Below are 15893 nucleotides of genomic sequence, written 5' to 3'. Positions count from 1 at the left end.
ACATTCCCTCCCAAGAATTAACGTGAATTTAGCGTTGTGCCCCCAGCATGGCGAGGCGGATAAAGGCGCGTTCGACCAGCGCCATCGTCGGCGCGTGTTGGCCTGCTGATCGAAGCGTCAGGTCGGTGTCTGTCAGCACGGTCAGTGCGGTTTCCAGTTTGGCCGCGCCCCAGTTTTTGGCCTGACGCATGGCGCGATCGCGGTCGCGCACGCCCCAGATCTGGCCGCCCGGATTGCTCGCGATGCGGTAAAGCGTGCGAAAATGACGTGTCGCCATGATGATCAGCGTCACGGCGTTTACCCCTTGGGCCTGTAGCTTGGCCATCACGGGGCCGATGTCGCCCGCGCGCGCCTCTGCCACGACGTGGAGAATGTCGTCGACCTCTGCCTCTGTCGAGGTGGGGGCGCAGTTGGCCACATCCTCTGCCGTGAGGGGGCCTGCGTCGCCGATCTTATAAAGCGTGATTTTATCGACCATTTGACGAAAATCGCCCGGATCAAGTACCCGCGCCAATTCACTAAGCGCCCCCATTGCATCCGCCTCGGGGCTGAGCTTTGCCTCGGCAAGCACGCGTTCAATCTCTGCCCGGTCGGGCGGATTGTCGTAGATCGGGGTGGCGAAAGCGTTCTTATGTGCCTCGAACGCCTTGAGCACCTTGGAGGTCTTTCTTAGATCCCCCGCCGACACGACGATCTGCGCGTCCCCCGGCTGCCAGTCGGCCAGTGCATCGGTCAGGATTTTGGCGATATTGTCGTTGGCGTCTTCCACAAAAGCCGCGCGCGGCCCCGGGAAGAAACCTACCGCCTTGATTGCGTCCAGCAACATGGGCGCATCCCGCCGCAGGTCAGCGGCCTGAATACGGGTCAGGCGCATTTCCTCTTCGGCATTGGGGCCCAGCAGGTTTTTCAGAAAACTCTGCCGTTTCAACGCGACGCGCATCGCATCGCCGCCATAGATCAGCAGCCCGGTCTTCGTCGGATCGGGCTTGGCGAAATAGGCATTCGCGTCGCGCGGGGGCAGCTTCATGGGGTCAGATCGGCCGCGTATAGGCGGGTGACCAGCTGGTCGGCCAACATGACCATCAAGCGTTTTTGGGCATCACGTTCTGCCGCGAGCGTTGCAACAGTCGACCCGGTCGCGGAATAGCCGGTAAAGTTTTCGACATTTCCTGACACCTCGATTTGACCACTGCTGAGGTTGCGCAGGGCGAAATCGACCTTGCCGACCAGATTATACCGTGTGGTGTTGTCTTCGCTGTCGATCGCCAGCCCCTCTTCCGATGTATCGACGGTCAGGGCCAAAGCATAACGCGGACTTGCGGCGCGGCCTAACCGCGTCTCGATCTCGCGCACGAGCGTGTAGGAATAGGCATCATTCGGCGCGTCGACCTGCACCGCGTTTTGCAGCGCCGTGCCAGTGCCGCCGGGGCCGTAAACGGGTTGAAACCCGCAGGCCGCCAGGACCAGCAGTGGCAATGCAATAAGAAAACGGCGGTTAAGCAACGACATTGACGATCCGTCCGGGCACTACGATGACCTTTTTAGGCGTGGCCCCATCAAGGGTACGAATGACAGCTTCGTGGCTCAGCGCGATCTTTTCAACCTCTTCCTTCGGCATATCGGCAGGTACCTGAATTTCCGCGCGGCGTTTGCCGTTGATCTGGATCGGCAGGGTCACCGTATCGTCGACCAGCATCGCTTCGTCTGCTTGCGGCCAGGACGAGGTGGTGATCAGACCGTCGCCGCCTTGCGCGGTCCAGATTTCCTCTGCCAAGTGGGGCGTCATCGGGGCCATCAACTGGGCCAGCGTCATGATCGCTTCGCGCTGTGCGGCTTTGCCCGCCTTGGATTTTTGCAACGTCGCGGTAAAGGCATAAAGCTTGGCAATCGCGGCGTTGAAGCCAAAGGATTCCACACCCATTGTGACATCGTGGATGGTCTTGTGCATCGCGCGCAGCAGATCGTCGTCGCCAGTGCCTGCGGCGCTATCGTCCATCTCGGCGATGCGGCTGCTGATGTTCCACACGCGGTTTAGGTGCTTATACGCCGCCTCTGCCCCGGATGCGGTCCATTCGACATCGCGTTCGGGGGGCGAATCGGACAGGACGAACCAGCGGGCGGTATCCGCCCCGTAGTTCGCGATGATCCCCAGCGGGTCGACTACGTTTTTCTTCGACTTCGACATCTTGGCCGAAGGGATGATTTCAACCTCTGTCCCATCGGCGAGTTTACCGTCGGTCACATCTTCGGGCAGGTGATAGACGGGGCGGTCATTTGCGTCGCGGGTCTGGTAAATCTCATGTGTTACCATGCCTTGCGTGAACAGCGCGTTGAACGGCTCAATCGCCTTTTCGGGCAGGTGGCCGGTGATCTGCATCGCGCGGGCGAAGAAGCGTGAATACAGCAGGTGCAGGATCGCGTGTTCGATGCCACCGATATATTGGTCCACATTCATCCAGTATTCCGCGTCCGCCATATTGGTCGGCGTGTCAGCGCGTGGCGCGGTGAAGCGGGCGAAATACCAAGAAGAATCGACGAATGTGTCCATCGTATCGGTTTCGCGTTTCGAGGGCGCACCGCAAGACGGGCAGGCGCAGTCGCGCCATGTGGGGTGTCGGTCCAACGGATTGCCGGGCGTGTCAAAGCTGACATCATAGGGCAGTTCGATCGGCAGGTTCTCTTTCTTTTCGGGTACCACGCCGCAGGTGTCGCAATGCACGACCGGGATCGGGCAGCCCCAGTAGCGTTGCCGGGACAGGCCCCAATCGCGCAGGCGGTATTTGGTCACGCCTTGGCCCACGCCCTGCGCTTCGCAGGCGTCGATGGCCGCAATGATCGCCTCTTCGCCGGTTTGCCATTTCTCGCCGGCAAAGCCGCCGTTGTAATACACTTTTTCGGATTTCGCCGGCACGAAGGGCGCAGCGAGCTTTGGGTCCGCGTCCTCGGACGGCAAGAAGGTCGACGTGATCGGCAGCCCGTATTTGGTGGCGAATTCAAAGTCCCGTGCGTCATGGGCGGGGCAGCCAAAGATCGCCCCCGTGCCGTAGTCCATCAGGATGAAGTTCGCGATATAGATGGGCAGTTCCCACGCGGTATCGAAGGGGTGGCGCACACGCAGGCCGGTATCCATCCCCAGCTTTTCGGCAGTCTCGATCGCTTCTTCGGTTGTGCCGCCCTTACGGCATTCGGCACAGAAGGCCGCGATTTCGGGGCTGTCTTTCTCGAGCAGTTTGGCCAGCGGGTGATCGGGGGAAATGCCGACAAAGCTTGCGCCAAGCAGGGTGTCGGGGCGCGTGGTGTAGACTTCGATCCGGTCGAAACCTTCCGGCGCGTCGATGGTCGAGAACGCGAATTGCAGACCGCGCGATTTGCCGATCCAGTTCGCCTGCATCAGCTTGACCTTCGCGGGCCAGTTATCAAGCGTGTCCAACGCATCAAGCAGCTCTTCCGAGTGGTCGGAGATTTTGAAGAACCATTGCGTCAGCTCGCGCCGTTCCACCAGCGCGCCAGAGCGCCAGCCGCGCCCTGCCTCGACCTGTTCGTTGGCCAGAACGGTCATATCGACCGGATCCCAGTTCACGATGGCGTTCTTGCGATAGACCAGCCCTTCCGATAGGAAATCGAGGAACAGCGCCTGCTGCTGGCCGTAATATTCGGGGTCGCAGGTAGCAAATTCGCGGGACCAGTCGATCGACAATCCCAGCGGTTTCATCTGGTCGCGCATGTCGGCGATGTTGCCATAGGTCCAGTCTTTGGGGTGACCGCCAATAGCCATCGCGGCATTTTCAGCGGGCATCCCGAAGGCATCCCAGCCCATCGGGTGCAGCACGTTATGCCCCGTGGCGATCTTATAGCGCGCGATCACGTCGCCCATCGTATAGTTCCGCACGTGGCCCATGTGGATGCGCCCCGACGGATAGGGAAACATCTCGAGCACGTAATACTTTGGCTTGTCGGCGTTGCGTACCGCTTGGAACACATCGTTCTTTTCCCAGGCGGCTTGCCAGCGGGCTTCGATTTCGGCGGGGGAGTAGGAGGGCATCTTGGCGGACCTTATCAACGAAAAACGCCGGGCGAGCGACTAGCGCGTGGCCCGGCGTGATAATGGGGAATAGACGGGTGCGGGCTTAGAATTTGGCGTCGGCAATGCGCATTTCACGCGCACGGCTCAGGATCGCGTCTTCGACCGCGCGAGAGGTTGCTTTGCTGACCGTGCGGCCACCACGGGTTTGCAGCGCGATGTTCAGCGACCGTGCATCAAGCGCGGGGTCATCAATCAGGACCGTCGCGCGGTAGGATTGGCTGCCCCCCGGGGGGGTGCCATAGCCAGTCACGATCACGCCGGTATAGGGGTCGATGGATTGCACGGGCAGGAAGTTGAGAACTTCGAGCGACGCGGACCACAGGTATTTGTTGACCGACACGCTGGTGTCATTGTCTTTGCGGTTGAAGATCGCCCAAATGGTGTTGTCTGGGTTCGTCTCGACATAGTTGGGGTTCGTCGGAGACAGCCCGAGGTTCGGGTCGTTGTCGTTGGGTGGGCCGAAGTTCAGGCCACCGCATGCGCCAAGTGCTGAGACCACCACGAGGGCTAGTGTAGATTTGAATACCGAACTGTGCACCATCTCGACCGTCCTTTGCCTGTTTGGGCACAGGTCTATCCAAGCGGGGTTCGGTGGGCAAGCGCAATGTCAGTATATACTAGAGTACAGGGCACCTGTGCCTCTGCGTTCTTGGCCCGTCCGTGCATTCTGCGGGTGTGCGCAACTGTGACATAGCTGCATCACAGTTTTTTCCAATGATGCCAAGGCTTCCGCGATCCTTGCCAAAACTAGGGCAAACGCTGAAAACACCTCTCATACCTTTACCGGATTCCCCGGTATGGGCATATGAATTCAAACCGAGGGATAACTCATGAAAAAAGTTCTCTTCGCTACAACAGCTCTGGTTGCGACCGCTGGCGTTGCAGCTGCAGACGTTACATTCGGCGGCTACGGCCGTTTTGGTGTTCTTTACCAAGAAAACGACTCCGGCAACGATGAAACAAACGTAACAAGCCGTTTCCGTCTGCAGATCGACGCGACTGCTGAGTCCGACATGGGCGTTACATTCGGTGCACGTGCACGTATCCAGCAAAACAACTCCGACGACAACGTCTCGATTGACGATGGCCCTGACGAAATCGCGGGTACTGAAGACGATTTTCCTGTAGCTAGCGGTCCAGCGGGCACAGGTATCAACGGCGTTCGCTTCTTTGCTCGCTCCGGCGGCTTCGAAGTTGGCGTTGGCAACATCTACGGTGCTTTGGAATCCATGCCTGGCATGTACGAAATCGACTTGGGTCTGACCGGTCTGTCGTATGAGTACACGGCCTACGATTCGCGTGGCGATGCGTATTCCTCCGGTGGTAACGGCGCAGCCGGCTCCAACGGTGTTGAAGTTCTGTACTCCATGGGTGACCTCGCAGTACACATCTCTGCTTCCGACACAAACGACCGTGTTGCAGGCTACGTTGCGTACACATACAACGGCTTCACATTCGCTGCTGCTGCTCAGGACTCCAACGACGAAGGCGACACCGATTACGCTCTGTCCGTCGTAGGTAACGTTGGCCCCGCCAAAGTTTCCTTGGCCTATGCTGACAACGGTGACGACAACGGCATCACCGGTGACGGCGGCAACGGTGATCACTACGCATTGACCGCATCCTTCGACATCGGCGCGGCGACCAACCTCGACGTTTACGTTGCAGACGCTGACTACTACGAAGAAACTTCCTACGGTATTGGCGCTCACCACGATCTGGGTGGCGGTGTTTCCTTGCGCGGTGGTATCATCAGCAAAGGCGACGACACAATCCGTGCCGACATGGGTGTTCGTTTCACTTTCTAAGTTGAACGATACAGTCTAAAAGAGGGGCAGGCCGTTGGTCTGCCCCTTTTCTTTTGCGCCAAGCTGTTGTTCTGTGCGCCCTCAACAACAAGGGCCGACTGACATGAGCTTGCACGACATCACATCCCGCATCGCTAAAGCCGAAACCGACGCGGGCCGTACGCCCGGTAGTGTTGAGCTGATCGCCGTGAGCAAGGTGCAGCCGGACGCGCGGGTTGCGGCGGTGCTGTCGGAAGGTCACCGCTGTTTCGGCGAGAACCGCGTGCAGGAGGCCGAAGGCAAATGGCCCGCTTTCCGGCAGGAGTTTGACGGCGTAAAGGTGCATCTGATCGGCCCGCTGCAAAGCAATAAGGCGCGCAGCGCGTTCGAATTATTTGACGTCATTCACACGCTTGACCGCCCCAAACTGGCGCAAACCTTTGCGCGGCTGGCGCAGGAAATGGGGCGCTGTCCTGATATGTTCGTGCAGGTTAACACCGGCGAAGAGGATCAGAAGGCCGGTGTTCTTCCAGCGGATGCCGACGATTTTATCAAGGAATGTCTGTCGCTTGATCTGCCCGTGCGCGGGCTGATGTGCATCCCGCCGGTCGATGAAGAAGCCGCGCTGCATTTCGCGCTGCTGGCCAAGATCGCGGCGCGCAACGGGTTGCGGGATTTGTCGATGGGGATGAGCAGCGATTTTGAAAAGGCCATCGCGCTTGGGGCGACCCATGTGCGCGTCGGCTCCGCCATCTTCGGGGAACGTACCGCAGGCTAGACGATCAACCTGCTGTGCCGGGTCAGCCGTGCGGCGATCTGGTGCAGATGCGCGCGTGAAAAGGCGACGCAGCCTTCGGTGGGATACCCCGGTCGGCGCTGCTGGTGGATAAAGATCGCCGACCCGCGCCCTGCAACGGCATTGGGCCAGTTCCAATCGGTCAGGATCACCAGATCGTATAGGGGATCGGCACGTCGCAGAACCTCGTGGCTGTGCGGGTAGGGGGCCTGCACAAGGCTGTTGTAGTCCCCCTGCGTCCCATCATCAGACCAAAGATCACGGGGGCCGATCGGCATCGCCCACGGCACAGGGGCGGGAATACGGTCGGGACGGTAGAGCATACCGACAATGCGGTGAATGCCCGCGGGCGTCGCCTTGTCGCCCTCGCGCTTATTGCGGGTGATACCGGTTTTGCCGATGGTGCAGGGGTAAAGCTGCCCCTGAAACCGGACGCCCCGCGGCGTAAGGACCAGATCGTCGGGTGTCACAGAAGGTGCCCGGATTTGGCGGCTTTTGTGGCAAGGTAGGCGTGGTTGTGGCTGTTCTCGCCGACCTTGAGAGGGACGCGCTCTGCGACTTTGACGCCGCTTGCCTCCATCATCTCGACCTTGCGGGGGTTGTTGGTCAGCAGGCGCACCGACGAAAACCCCATTGATGTCAGGATGTCCGACCCCAATCGAAAATCCCGTTCATCGTCTTCAAAGCCCAGACGGTGGTTCGCCTCGACCGTGTCAAAGCCTTGATCCTGAAGGGAATAGGCGCGCATCTTGTTGGTCAGCCCGATGCCGCGCCCCTCTTGGTTGAGGTACAGCAAAACGCCGTGCCCTTCCTTGCCCATCTGCGTCAGTGCGGCATGCAGTTGCGGCCCGCAGTCGCATTTCAGACTGCCCATGATATCGCCAGTAAAGCAGGCCGAATGCAGCCGCGCGAGCACGGGTTTGCTGCGGTCTGGACGGCCGATTTCGATGGCGTAGTGTTCCTCTCCGCCGTCGTCGGGGCGGAAGATATGCAGGCGTCCGGCCTCTGACACCTCCATCGGGAGACGCGCATTGACCACCGGATGCAAGGGGCTGCGCGCGGCAAGGATCGGTTGTGCCGCGCTCAGGTTGATCATCGTCAGGCCGTTTTGCTGGGCGAACTGACCTGCATCCGCAAGGTCGAGTATCACAGCAGCGGGCAGCAGGCGCGCTGACTTAATCAGATCAATCGCCAAGCCGTGCGGCGTCGCATCGCCCCCACGTGCGCAGGCCAGCGGGCCTTTCAGGGGGCTGCGCAGATCGTCCGCCGGATCCGCGATGGATTTCACCCATCGCAACGTGGCGTCCCGTGGCAGGAGGACCCGCGCAAAACTGCCATCGTAGGCGCGCGCTTTCAGGGTTTCGGCGCGCCGGGCGCTGATCACCAATACCGGTTCGCCGCCCATGGCCAGCAGGCCGGTCAGCCGCGCGGGCGTCAGCGTTTCGGCAGCCATAACCAGAACCGGCCGCGATCCCGCCAGTACAATGGGAACGCCCAAACGCAGGTCCGCACGGGCGCGTGCCAGTTGCTCGGTTATATCGGGCCCAAAAACCATGATTTGAAATCTTTCATGTTATGTTGTCACATTTCTTACTGCAGAAACCGGCGGATTGAAACATTGCGCGACAATTTCGCACGGTCGTGTGATCAAACACCTGCTACTCTTGCACGCACGGCTTTGTGAACACATCTAAAGTAAAGTTGTAGAGGATGAGTTGATATGGCCCAGCTAAAGAAAATCTTGCTCGTAGATGATGACGACGACCTGCGCGACGCGCTGAGCGAGCAATTATTGCTGACCGAAGACTTTGATGTATTCGAAGCAGGCAATGGCGCAGACGCCAAAACCCGCGCCGCCGAAGCCTTGTATGATCTGGTCATTCTGGATGTTGGACTGCCGGACATCGACGGGCGTGACCTGTGCCGCGACCTGCGTACCCAGGGCGTGAAAAGCCCGATTCTGATGCTGACGGGGCATGACAGTGACGCGGATACGATCATGGGTCTGGATGCGGGCGCGAATGATTACGTCACCAAACCGTTCAAATTCCCCGTTCTCTTGGCGCGCATCCGGGCACAGCTGCGCCAGCACGAACAATCCGAAGAGGCGATTTTCCAGCTTGGGCCCTATACGTTCAAGCCGTCGGCCAAGTTGCTGATCACCGAAGACGATAAGAAAATCAGGCTGACTGAAAAAGAGACGAATATTCTCAAGTTCCTATACCGTGCTGCCGCGGGCGTCGTCCCGCGCGACACGCTTTTGCACGAGGTCTGGGGCTATAACGCCGGTGTCACGACGCACACGTTGGAAACCCACATCTACCGCCTGCGCCAGAAGATCGAGCCTGATCCCTCGAACGCAAGAATTTTGTTAACTGAATCAGGTGGATACAGAATTATTTCATAATTTTGGAACCCAATCGGGCGCCACTGGTTATTCCTGCGAGAGACGGGGTTTTCATGACCCGTCGATCGGTTTGAACCCGAAGTTTGTATCCGGGAAATGATACATACCTCCCTGTTGGACTAGGCCGGGCCCTTGTGCCCGGTCTTTTTTTGTCCGCAGCCCGGAAGTCCCGGGAATTCGGCATGGTGGACGCTGAGCATTTCGCGGTAGGGTGCGCGCGATCTGACCCAAGGGAGCTGCCTCATGCCTTTCACGCTGGCCACATGGAATATCAACTCTGTCCGGTTGCGCGAACCGATTGTGCTCAAGCTGCTGGCTGAACATGGGCCGGATGTGCTGTGTTTGCAGGAATGCAAAAGCCCGGTCGACAAAATCCCCACCGCGGCCTTCATCGAAGCGGGCTACACCCACATGGTGGCGCGAGGACAAAAAGGATACAATGGTGTGGCAATCTTGTCGCGCTTGCCCTTGGTGGATGCCGGTGATCAGGACTTTGCGACGCTGGGCCACGCGCGCCATGTTGCGGCAAAGCTCGAAAACGGGGTGACGGTGCATAACTTCTATGTGCCCGCTGGCGGCGACGTGCCCGACCGCGAGGTGAACGAGAAGTTTGGCCAGAAGCTCGATTATCTGACGGACATGCGCGACTGGTTCCACGGCGACAAACCCGAGAAATCCATTCTGGCAGGCGACCTGAACATCGCACCGCGCGAGGATGACGTCTGGGATCACAAGAAGCTGCTCAAGGTGGTAAGCCACACACCGATAGAGGTCGAAAAGCTTGCCGAGACGCAGGACGCCGGTGGTTTTGTTGACGTAACGCGGCAGGATATCCCGCAAGGCAACCTGTACAGCTGGTGGTCTTACCGCGCCAAGGATTGGGATGCGGCAGACAAGGGCCGCCGGTTGGATCACGTCTGGGCAACGCCCGATATCTCGAGCGCGGCACATTCCAGCCGCGTGTTGCGCGACGCCCGTGGTTGGGAAAAGCCCAGCGACCACGCGCCGGTCTTTGCGACATTCGACCTTTGAAATAGACAGGCGCGCCCTCATATAAAGGGCAACCCCAAGCGAGGATTTTGATATGATGGATTTGAACCTTTCCCCCGCCGGTGCCGGTGATGCCGATCTGATCAAAGACACGAGCGAAGCGACTTTCATGGCCGATGTTGTCGAGGCATCGCAAACGGTGCCGGTGATTGTCGATTTCTGGGCCCCGTGGTGCGGCCCGTGTAAGACCCTTGGCCCGATGCTTGAAGACGCGGTGCGCGCGGCCAAAGGCGCGGTCAAGATGGTCAAGATCAACGTTGACGAGGCCCAACAGATCGCAGGCCAGTTGCAGATCCAGTCGATCCCGACGGTTTATGCTTTCTTCAAGGGCCAGCCGGTTGACGGGTTTCAGGGGGCCCTGCCACAGTCCGAGATCAAGGCGTTCATCGACCGCGTGATCAAAGCGGGCGGCGGCTCTGCCCCCGGTGAAGAGCTGTCAGAAGGCCGTAGCCGCCGCGGATGACATGCTGGCCGAAGGGGCGGTGCAGGACGCGCTGGACACTTTTGCCGCGATCCTGGGCGAAGACCCGAACCACGCGGGTGCTTATGGCGGGATGGTGCGTGCCTATATCGCGTTGGATCAGCTTGATCAGGCCGAAGCGCATCTGAACGGCGCACCCATCGAAATCTCTAAAGCGCCCGAGCTTGAGGCCGCGCATGCGCAGCTTCAACTGGCACGACAGGCAGCCGACGCGGGCCCTGTGGCAGAGCTTCAAGAGGCGGTGGATGCCAACCCTGATGACATGCAGGCGCGCTTCGATCTGGCGCAGGCGCTTTATGCGCATGGCGACACGCAAGCCGCTGTGGATCAACTGCTGACGCTTTTCGGCAAGGATCGTGAATGGAATGACGGGGCCGCCAAGACGCAATTGTTCACCATTTTCGAGGCGTTGAAACCCAACGATCCGATTGCCCTGAATGGTCGTCGTAAACTTAGCTCTATGATATTTGCATAAGACTGTGCGCGCCCTAGGTATGCTTACATGATACAGCAATCGGACCTGCCAGACACAATCGCGATCTTCCCGTTGTCGGGCGCATTGCTGCTGCCGCGCTCGCGGTTGCCGCTGCATATCTTTGAACCGCGCTATCTGCAGATGATCGAAGACAGTCTGAAAACGCCGGGGCGGTTGATTGGCATGGTGCAGCCCAATGTGGTGCCGGGGCGCGACGGTCCGGGGCTGCAAACCATCGGCTGCGCAGGGCGGATCACCCAGTTCTCCGAGACAGAGGACGGGCGCTATATGATCACCCTCGCGGGAATCTCGCGTTTCCGGGTGGTGAAAGAGGTCGAAGGCTTCGCGCCCTACCGCCGTTGCGATGTCAACTGGGACGGGTTTGAACGCGATCTTGGCAAGGATGAACAGGACAGCAGTTTCGACCGCGATAATTTCCTGAACACGCTTGGCCGTTACTTCGATGCGCGAAACCTGTCGGCAGATTGGGATACGTTGCAAGAGGCCGACGATGAACTGTTGATCAATTCACTGTCGATGATGCTGGATCTTGACTGCGAAGACAAACAGGCCTTGCTTGAGGCACCATCCCTCTCTACCCGACGCGAGACGTTGCTGACGTTGATCGAATACACCCTGCGGGGTGGCCAAGAAGGGGAGATGATGAATTGAACGCCGAAGAGATACCATTCGACCGCCGCATGCTAGAGGCACTGATTTGCCCCCGCACACAGATGCGCCTGACTTATGACGCCGACAAGCAAGAGCTGATCTCGGACGCGGCCGGTCTTGCCTATCCGATCCGCAACGGTATCCCCGTAATGCTGGTGGACGAAGCGCGGGTTATCGACTGACCCGGCGGGGGTAGGCGGCCCCCTAAAGCGCCTTACCCTGCATCAGACGGGGCAGGGTGCCCGTCAGCCCCGCCGCCTCGCGCATGAAACCGCGACGGGCATCGGGCAGGGCGTTAATCGCCGCCATCCCCACATCACGTGCAAGACGCAGCAGCGGGTTGTCGTTGGAAAACAACCGGTTGAAGCTGTCCGTCGCCAATGCCAGCGCGGTGTTATCAAAGCGACGCCACAGCTGATATTGCTCGAGCACCGTGGTGCTGCCGACATCCTGCCCGCGCCGTTGCGCATCAGCGATCACCTCTGCCAGCGCGGCGACATCGCGCATGCCAGCATTCAACCCCTGACCGGCAATCGGGTGCACCCCATGTGCGGCATCCCCCAGCAGCGCAACACGCGGTGCCACCATCGAATGCGCCAGCGATAGGCTCAGCGGGTAAGTGTACCGCGCACCGGCAAGGGAAATCTCACCCAGAAAATCACCAAAACGCGGACGAAGCACGTCGAGGTATCCCGCATCCGGCAGCGCGTGGATATGCGCTGCGTTGGCGGCGGTCTCGCTCCAGACGATAGAGGACCGGTTTTCGGTCAGCGGCAGGATCGCCAGCGGACCTGGGGGCATAAAGAACTGATGCGCGACCCCGTGGTGCGGCTTTTCATGGGCGATGGCGCAGACCAGCGCGGTTTGCGCATAATCCCAGCCGATGCGTTTGATTCCCGCCCGCGTGGCGGTGCCCGAGGCGCGACCATCCGCGCCGACAACCAGACGCGTGCGCAGGGTCTTGCCGTCTTCCAGTGTCAGGGTGACGCCCGCCGGGGCGGCGTCTTGCGCGATGACCGTTTCGCCGTCCAGCCGCGTGATCCGGGCCTCAGCGCTCACGGCTTCTGCCAAGGCGCGGCGCAGGTGGCGGTCCTCGACCATATGGCCCATCGGCCCTTCTTCGATCTCTGCGTGATCGAAATGCATGAAGAAAGGGGAGGGGCCTTCGCCCGCGCGCCCGTCCGTCACTTTGATCTCGAGCATCGGTTGCGCGTGGGGTTTCACGCCCTCCCAGATACCGAGCGCCCCCAGCATCCGTGTCGAGGTCAACGCCAGCGCATAGGATCGCCCGTCAAACGCCGCATCTTCCCGCGTGGCAGCGGGCAGCCTGTCGATCAACGTGACCCGCAGCCCGATCTGCGCCAAAGCCAAGGCAAGTGTCGGGCCATTCAGCCCACCACCGACGATTGCGATATCTGTATCAAAATCCATAGCTTTAGATATGGGCGTGCAGCAGGGATTGTCCATGCGCGCTGGCGTCGCTACCGTCCCTTTTCCAAAGCATTATTCGAGGAAGCAACATGCAAGAGTGGTTAACCATGACAGCCGCAGATCTGGGACGGGGCATCGGGGACGGCCAGATCGACCCTGTTGTGCTGTGCCAGACCTATCTTGACGCGATCGACGCCCACCCCCTGCGGGATCGTATCTACGCCCGCGTGACCGCTGAACGGGCCCTGGCCGAGGCCGGTGCCGCGCGGGATCGCGCGCGTGCGGGCCAGCGTTTGTCGCCACTGGACGGGGTGCCGATCAGCTGGAAAGACCTGTTCGACACCGCCGGGATCGCGACCGAGGCGGGCAGCGCCCTGCTGAAAGACCGCGTGCCGGACCGCGACGCGCGCGTGTTGGCGAATGCCACCGCGATGGGGTTGGTCTGTCTGGGCAAGACCCATATGAGCGAGCTGGCGTTTTCGGGGCTCGGATATAACCCCAGCACCGCCACCCCCCCTTGCGTGAACGATGAAGCTGCCGTGTCGGGCGGGTCGTCGTCCGGGGCTGCGGCTTCTGTCGCTTTCGGTCTGGCGGCGGCGGCGATCGGGTCGGATACCGGCGGATCGGTGCGGGTGCCTGCCGCGTGGAACGATCTTGTGGGGCTGAAAACCACCTCGGGCCGTGTGTCGCTTGAGGGGACCGTGCCGCTGGCTGCCAAGTTCGACACGGTGGGCCCGCTTTGCCGCTCGGTCGAGGATGCGAGCCTGCTGCTGGCGCTCACCGAAGGGTCCAGGCCGATGGACATGGGCAGCACCGACATCGAAGGGCGTCGCTTTGCGATCCTGCGCACGGTGGCATTCGACGATATTGAAGACGCCCCCGCGGCGGCGTTCGACGATGCCGTCGCGCGGCTAAAGGAAGCGGGGGCGGTGATCGAGGACATCGATTTCGACCCTATCAAAGAGGCGATGCCGCTGAGCGGGTGCCTTTACACCGCCGAAGCCTACGGCCTGTGGCGCGACGTGATCGAGGCGAACCCGGATGCGATGTACGGCGAGATCCTTGAAAGGTTCCGCTTGGGTAAATCCCACTCCGGCCCCGATTATGTGGCAGCCTGGGCCAAGATCGACCAGATCCGCGCGGCCTATGTGAAAGCTGTGGCGGGCTATGACGCGGTGCTGATCCCTACCGCACCGCTGCTACCCCCCAAGCTGGACCGGCTGGAAACCGAGCATGACTATTACGTCTCGGCCAACCTCATGACCCTGCGCAACACGCGTATCGGGAATCTTATGGGGCTAGCGGCGGTGACCCTGCCCACGGGCACCCCATCCTGCGGGATCATGCTGATGGGCCAGCCCTTTGGCGAAGAGCACCTGCTGCGCATTGCCGCAGCCGCCGAAGAGGCATTGGCCTAAATGACACAAACCTTGCCCTGCGTCCTGCAATGTCTGGACGCGGGGCAAGCCCTTGGGTACTCTGGAACAAACGGGGCGTGAATGATCCCGAACCCGAGGCAGTGAAATGATGTACCCCGAGCGGTTTTCGAACCTTCCGGCCCACGCGTGGCCGCGCCTGCGCGCATTGCTTGATGCGCATGAAGGCGGTGGCACGCCGATCCACATGACGATTGGCGAGCCGAAACATGCTTTTCCGGCATGGGTCACCGATGTGATTGCCGAAAATGCTGCCGGATTTAACAGCTACCCGGCCAACGACGGCACGCCCCAGTTACGCGGCGCGATTGCCGGATGGATCAACCGACGCTACGGTGTGGATGTGGATGCAGACACGCAGGTGATGCCGCTGAACGGCACCCGCGAAGGGCTGTATAACGCCGTCATGGCCACCTGTCCCGAGATGAAGAATGGCCGCAAGCCCGCCATTCTGATGCCGAACCCGTTCTATCAGGTCTATATGATCGCCGCGATTTCCGGTGCCGCTGATCCGGTGATGGTGCCTGCCACGCGCGAAACAGGGCATCTGCCCGATTTTGCCAGCCTGCCCGAAGATGTGCTGAACCGGACCACTGCGGCCTATATCTGCTCGCCCGCCAACCCGCAGGGGGCCGTGGCCACCCATGCGTATTGGGCCGATCTGATCGCGCTGGCAGAAAAATACGATTTCAAGATTTTCGCGGATGAATGCTATTCAGAGATCTACCGCGACACGCCGCCCGTCGGGGCGCTACAAGTCGCGCAAGAGGTCGGGGCCGATCCGGATCGTGTGGTGATTTTCCATTCATTGTCGAAACGGTCGAACTTGCCCGGGCTGCGGTCCGGCTTTGTCGCATCGGGTGCCAATACCATGCGCGAGATCAAGCAGCTGCGGAACTATGCCGGTGCACCGCTGCCGTTACCGTTGCAAGCGGCGTCGGCTGCGGTCTGGGACGACGAAGCCCATGTGGCCGAGAACCGCGCGCTTTACATCGAGAAATACGAGGTCGCCGACCGTATTCTCGGCAACGTCCCCGGGTACCAAAGCCCCGAGGCCGGGTTCTTTTTGTGGCTGCCGGTGGAAGATGACGAAGCTGCGGCGCTGAAACTCTGGCGTGAAACCGGCGTGCGGGTGCTGCCGGGCGGCTATCTGGCGCAAAGCGTGAACGGCGAAAACCCCGGAAAACACTATATTCGGGTGGCGATGGTCGCCCCAAAAGAAGAGACAACGCGCGGGATCGAAGCGATCCGCCGCTGTCTCTATCCAGAATAAG

The 15893-nt window shown here is 60.4% G+C and carries 15 protein-coding genes and 1 pseudogene; 9 read left to right on the top strand and 7 right to left on the bottom strand.

Annotation, left to right across the window (positions count from 1 at the left end; translation table 11 throughout):
• Positions 1-28: 28 nt before the first annotated feature.
• The 4 genes from holA to SJY36_RS14460 all read right to left on the bottom strand — a co-directional run bounded on the left by holA (position 29) and on the right by SJY36_RS14460 (position 4625).
• Complete coding sequence (gene holA, locus SJY36_RS14475) at positions 29-1027, bottom strand: DNA polymerase III subunit delta (protein ID WP_386176059.1); 999 nt, start codon at positions 1025-1027, stop codon at positions 29-31.
• On the bottom strand, positions 1024-1509 hold the full coding sequence (gene lptE / locus SJY36_RS14470; protein WP_009825516.1) for an LPS assembly lipoprotein LptE: 486 nt from the start codon (positions 1507-1509) through the stop codon (positions 1024-1026). Before lptE ends, holA begins: the two co-directional genes overlap by 4 nt.
• The gene (leuS, locus tag SJY36_RS14465; RefSeq protein WP_386176056.1) at positions 1496-4042 is read right to left on the bottom strand and encodes a leucine--tRNA ligase; all 2547 of its coding nucleotides are present in this window, start codon (positions 4040-4042) and stop codon (positions 1496-1498) included. The genes lptE and leuS overlap by 14 nt, the downstream gene beginning before the upstream one ends.
• Before the next feature lie 85 nt (positions 4043-4127).
• Positions 4128-4625 (bottom strand): DUF3576 domain-containing protein, encoded by a 498-nt coding sequence (locus SJY36_RS14460; protein ID WP_386176053.1) that lies wholly within the window; start codon positions 4623-4625, stop codon positions 4128-4130.
• A gap of 289 nt (positions 4626-4914) precedes the next feature.
• Here SJY36_RS14460 and SJY36_RS14455 point away from each other — a divergent pair, with 289 nt between their 5' ends.
• Positions 4915-5892, top strand: coding sequence for a porin (locus SJY36_RS14455; RefSeq protein ID WP_386176050.1), 978 nt, complete (start codon positions 4915-4917; stop codon positions 5890-5892).
• Between the two features lie 103 nt (positions 5893-5995).
• Entirely contained in the window at positions 5996-6649 is a 654-nt protein-coding gene (locus SJY36_RS14450) for a YggS family pyridoxal phosphate-dependent enzyme (RefSeq protein ID WP_386176047.1), read from the top strand.
• On the opposite strand, the gene SJY36_RS14445 is transcribed toward SJY36_RS14450, so the two are convergent.
• Together SJY36_RS14445 and ribA are read right to left on the bottom strand one after the other, a co-directional pair.
• Positions 6646-7137: a L,D-transpeptidase gene (locus SJY36_RS14445; protein ID WP_386176044.1), complete on the bottom strand. Its 492-nt coding sequence runs from the start codon at positions 7135-7137 to the stop codon at positions 6646-6648. The genes SJY36_RS14450 and SJY36_RS14445 overlap by 4 nt on opposite strands.
• The gene (ribA, locus tag SJY36_RS14440; RefSeq protein ID WP_064216083.1) at positions 7134-8222 is read right to left on the bottom strand and encodes a GTP cyclohydrolase II; all 1089 of its coding nucleotides are present in this window, start codon (positions 8220-8222) and stop codon (positions 7134-7136) included. The genes SJY36_RS14445 and ribA overlap by 4 nt, the downstream gene beginning before the upstream one ends.
• Positions 8223-8387: 165 nt before the next feature.
• On the opposite strand from ribA, the gene SJY36_RS14435 reads away from it, so the two are divergent.
• From SJY36_RS14435 to SJY36_RS14415, 5 genes and pseudogenes are all read left to right on the top strand, one after another.
• Positions 8388-9074 carry a response regulator transcription factor gene (locus tag SJY36_RS14435; RefSeq protein ID WP_005850360.1) on the top strand — a complete coding sequence of 229 codons (687 nt, stop codon included), beginning with the start codon at positions 8388-8390 and terminating at the stop codon, positions 9072-9074.
• A gap of 243 nt (positions 9075-9317) precedes the next feature.
• Entirely contained in the window at positions 9318-10106 is a 789-nt protein-coding gene (locus SJY36_RS14430; RefSeq protein WP_386176041.1) for an exodeoxyribonuclease III, read from the top strand.
• 52 nt (positions 10107-10158) lie between these two features.
• Positions 10159-11080, top strand: a pseudogene (gene trxA, locus SJY36_RS14425) (thioredoxin).
• Positions 11081-11107: 27 nt separating this feature from the next.
• Entirely contained in the window at positions 11108-11752 is a 645-nt protein-coding gene (locus tag SJY36_RS14420) for an LON peptidase substrate-binding domain-containing protein (protein WP_005850355.1), read from the top strand.
• 29 nt (positions 11753-11781) lie between these two features.
• Complete coding sequence (locus tag SJY36_RS14415) at positions 11782-11934, top strand: Trm112 family protein (protein ID WP_180829218.1); 153 nt, start codon at positions 11782-11784, stop codon at positions 11932-11934.
• Between the two features lie 22 nt (positions 11935-11956).
• Here SJY36_RS14415 and SJY36_RS14410 read toward each other — a convergent pair whose 3' ends face one another.
• Entirely contained in the window at positions 11957-13183 is a 1227-nt protein-coding gene (locus SJY36_RS14410) for an FAD-dependent monooxygenase (RefSeq protein WP_386176037.1), read from the bottom strand.
• An 89-nt stretch (positions 13184-13272) separates the two neighbouring features.
• Between SJY36_RS14410 and SJY36_RS14405 the strand changes: the two genes are divergently transcribed.
• Together SJY36_RS14405 and SJY36_RS14400 are read left to right on the top strand one after the other, a co-directional pair.
• A complete protein-coding gene (locus SJY36_RS14405; protein ID WP_386176034.1) occupies positions 13273-14601 on the top strand; it encodes an amidase in 1329 nt (442 codons plus the stop codon).
• Positions 14602-14710: 109 nt separating this feature from the next.
• Positions 14711-15892, top strand: coding sequence for an aminotransferase class I/II-fold pyridoxal phosphate-dependent enzyme (locus SJY36_RS14400; RefSeq protein WP_386176505.1), 1182 nt, complete (start codon positions 14711-14713; stop codon positions 15890-15892).
• Position 15893: the final 1 nt, after the last annotated feature.

The sequence above is a fragment of the Sulfitobacter sp. R86518 genome (assembly GCF_042466275.1).
Classification (GTDB): domain Bacteria; phylum Pseudomonadota; class Alphaproteobacteria; order Rhodobacterales; family Rhodobacteraceae; genus Sulfitobacter; species Sulfitobacter pontiacus.
The sequence above is the reverse complement of the archived record's forward strand: the minus strand, read 5'-3'. Positions and strand labels throughout refer to the sequence as shown.

What these genes read in the sequence shown, in the direction of transcription:
- SJY36_RS14415 (WP_180829218.1), top strand. Translation starts at nt 11,782, where the DNA reads ATGCTAGAGGCACTGATTTGCCCCCGCACACAGATGCGCCTGACTTAT.
- SJY36_RS14405 (WP_386176034.1), top strand. Translation starts at nt 13,273, where the DNA reads ATGCAAGAGTGGTTAACCATGACAGCCGCAGATCTGGGACGGGGCATC.
- SJY36_RS14460 (WP_386176053.1), bottom strand. Translation starts at nt 4,625, where the DNA reads ATGGTGCACAGTTCGGTATTCAAATCTACACTAGCCCTCGTGGTGGTC.
- SJY36_RS14455 (WP_386176050.1), top strand. Translation starts at nt 4,915, where the DNA reads ATGAAAAAAGTTCTCTTCGCTACAACAGCTCTGGTTGCGACCGCTGGC.
- holA (WP_386176059.1), bottom strand. Translation starts at nt 1,027, where the DNA reads ATGAAGCTGCCCCCGCGCGACGCGAATGCCTATTTCGCCAAGCCCGAT.
- SJY36_RS14435 (WP_005850360.1), top strand. Translation starts at nt 8,388, where the DNA reads ATGGCCCAGCTAAAGAAAATCTTGCTCGTAGATGATGACGACGACCTG.
- SJY36_RS14400 (WP_386176505.1), top strand. Translation starts at nt 14,711, where the DNA reads ATGTACCCCGAGCGGTTTTCGAACCTTCCGGCCCACGCGTGGCCGCGC.
- SJY36_RS14410 (WP_386176037.1), bottom strand. Translation starts at nt 13,183, where the DNA reads ATGGATTTTGATACAGATATCGCAATCGTCGGTGGTGGGCTGAATGGC.
- leuS (WP_386176056.1), bottom strand. Translation starts at nt 4,042, where the DNA reads ATGCCCTCCTACTCCCCCGCCGAAATCGAAGCCCGCTGGCAAGCCGCC.
- SJY36_RS14450 (WP_386176047.1), top strand. Translation starts at nt 5,996, where the DNA reads ATGAGCTTGCACGACATCACATCCCGCATCGCTAAAGCCGAAACCGAC.
- lptE (WP_009825516.1), bottom strand. Translation starts at nt 1,509, where the DNA reads ATGTCGTTGCTTAACCGCCGTTTTCTTATTGCATTGCCACTGCTGGTC.
- SJY36_RS14430 (WP_386176041.1), top strand. Translation starts at nt 9,318, where the DNA reads ATGCCTTTCACGCTGGCCACATGGAATATCAACTCTGTCCGGTTGCGC.
- ribA (WP_064216083.1), bottom strand. Translation starts at nt 8,222, where the DNA reads ATGGTTTTTGGGCCCGATATAACCGAGCAACTGGCACGCGCCCGTGCG.
- SJY36_RS14420 (WP_005850355.1), top strand. Translation starts at nt 11,108, where the DNA reads ATGATACAGCAATCGGACCTGCCAGACACAATCGCGATCTTCCCGTTG.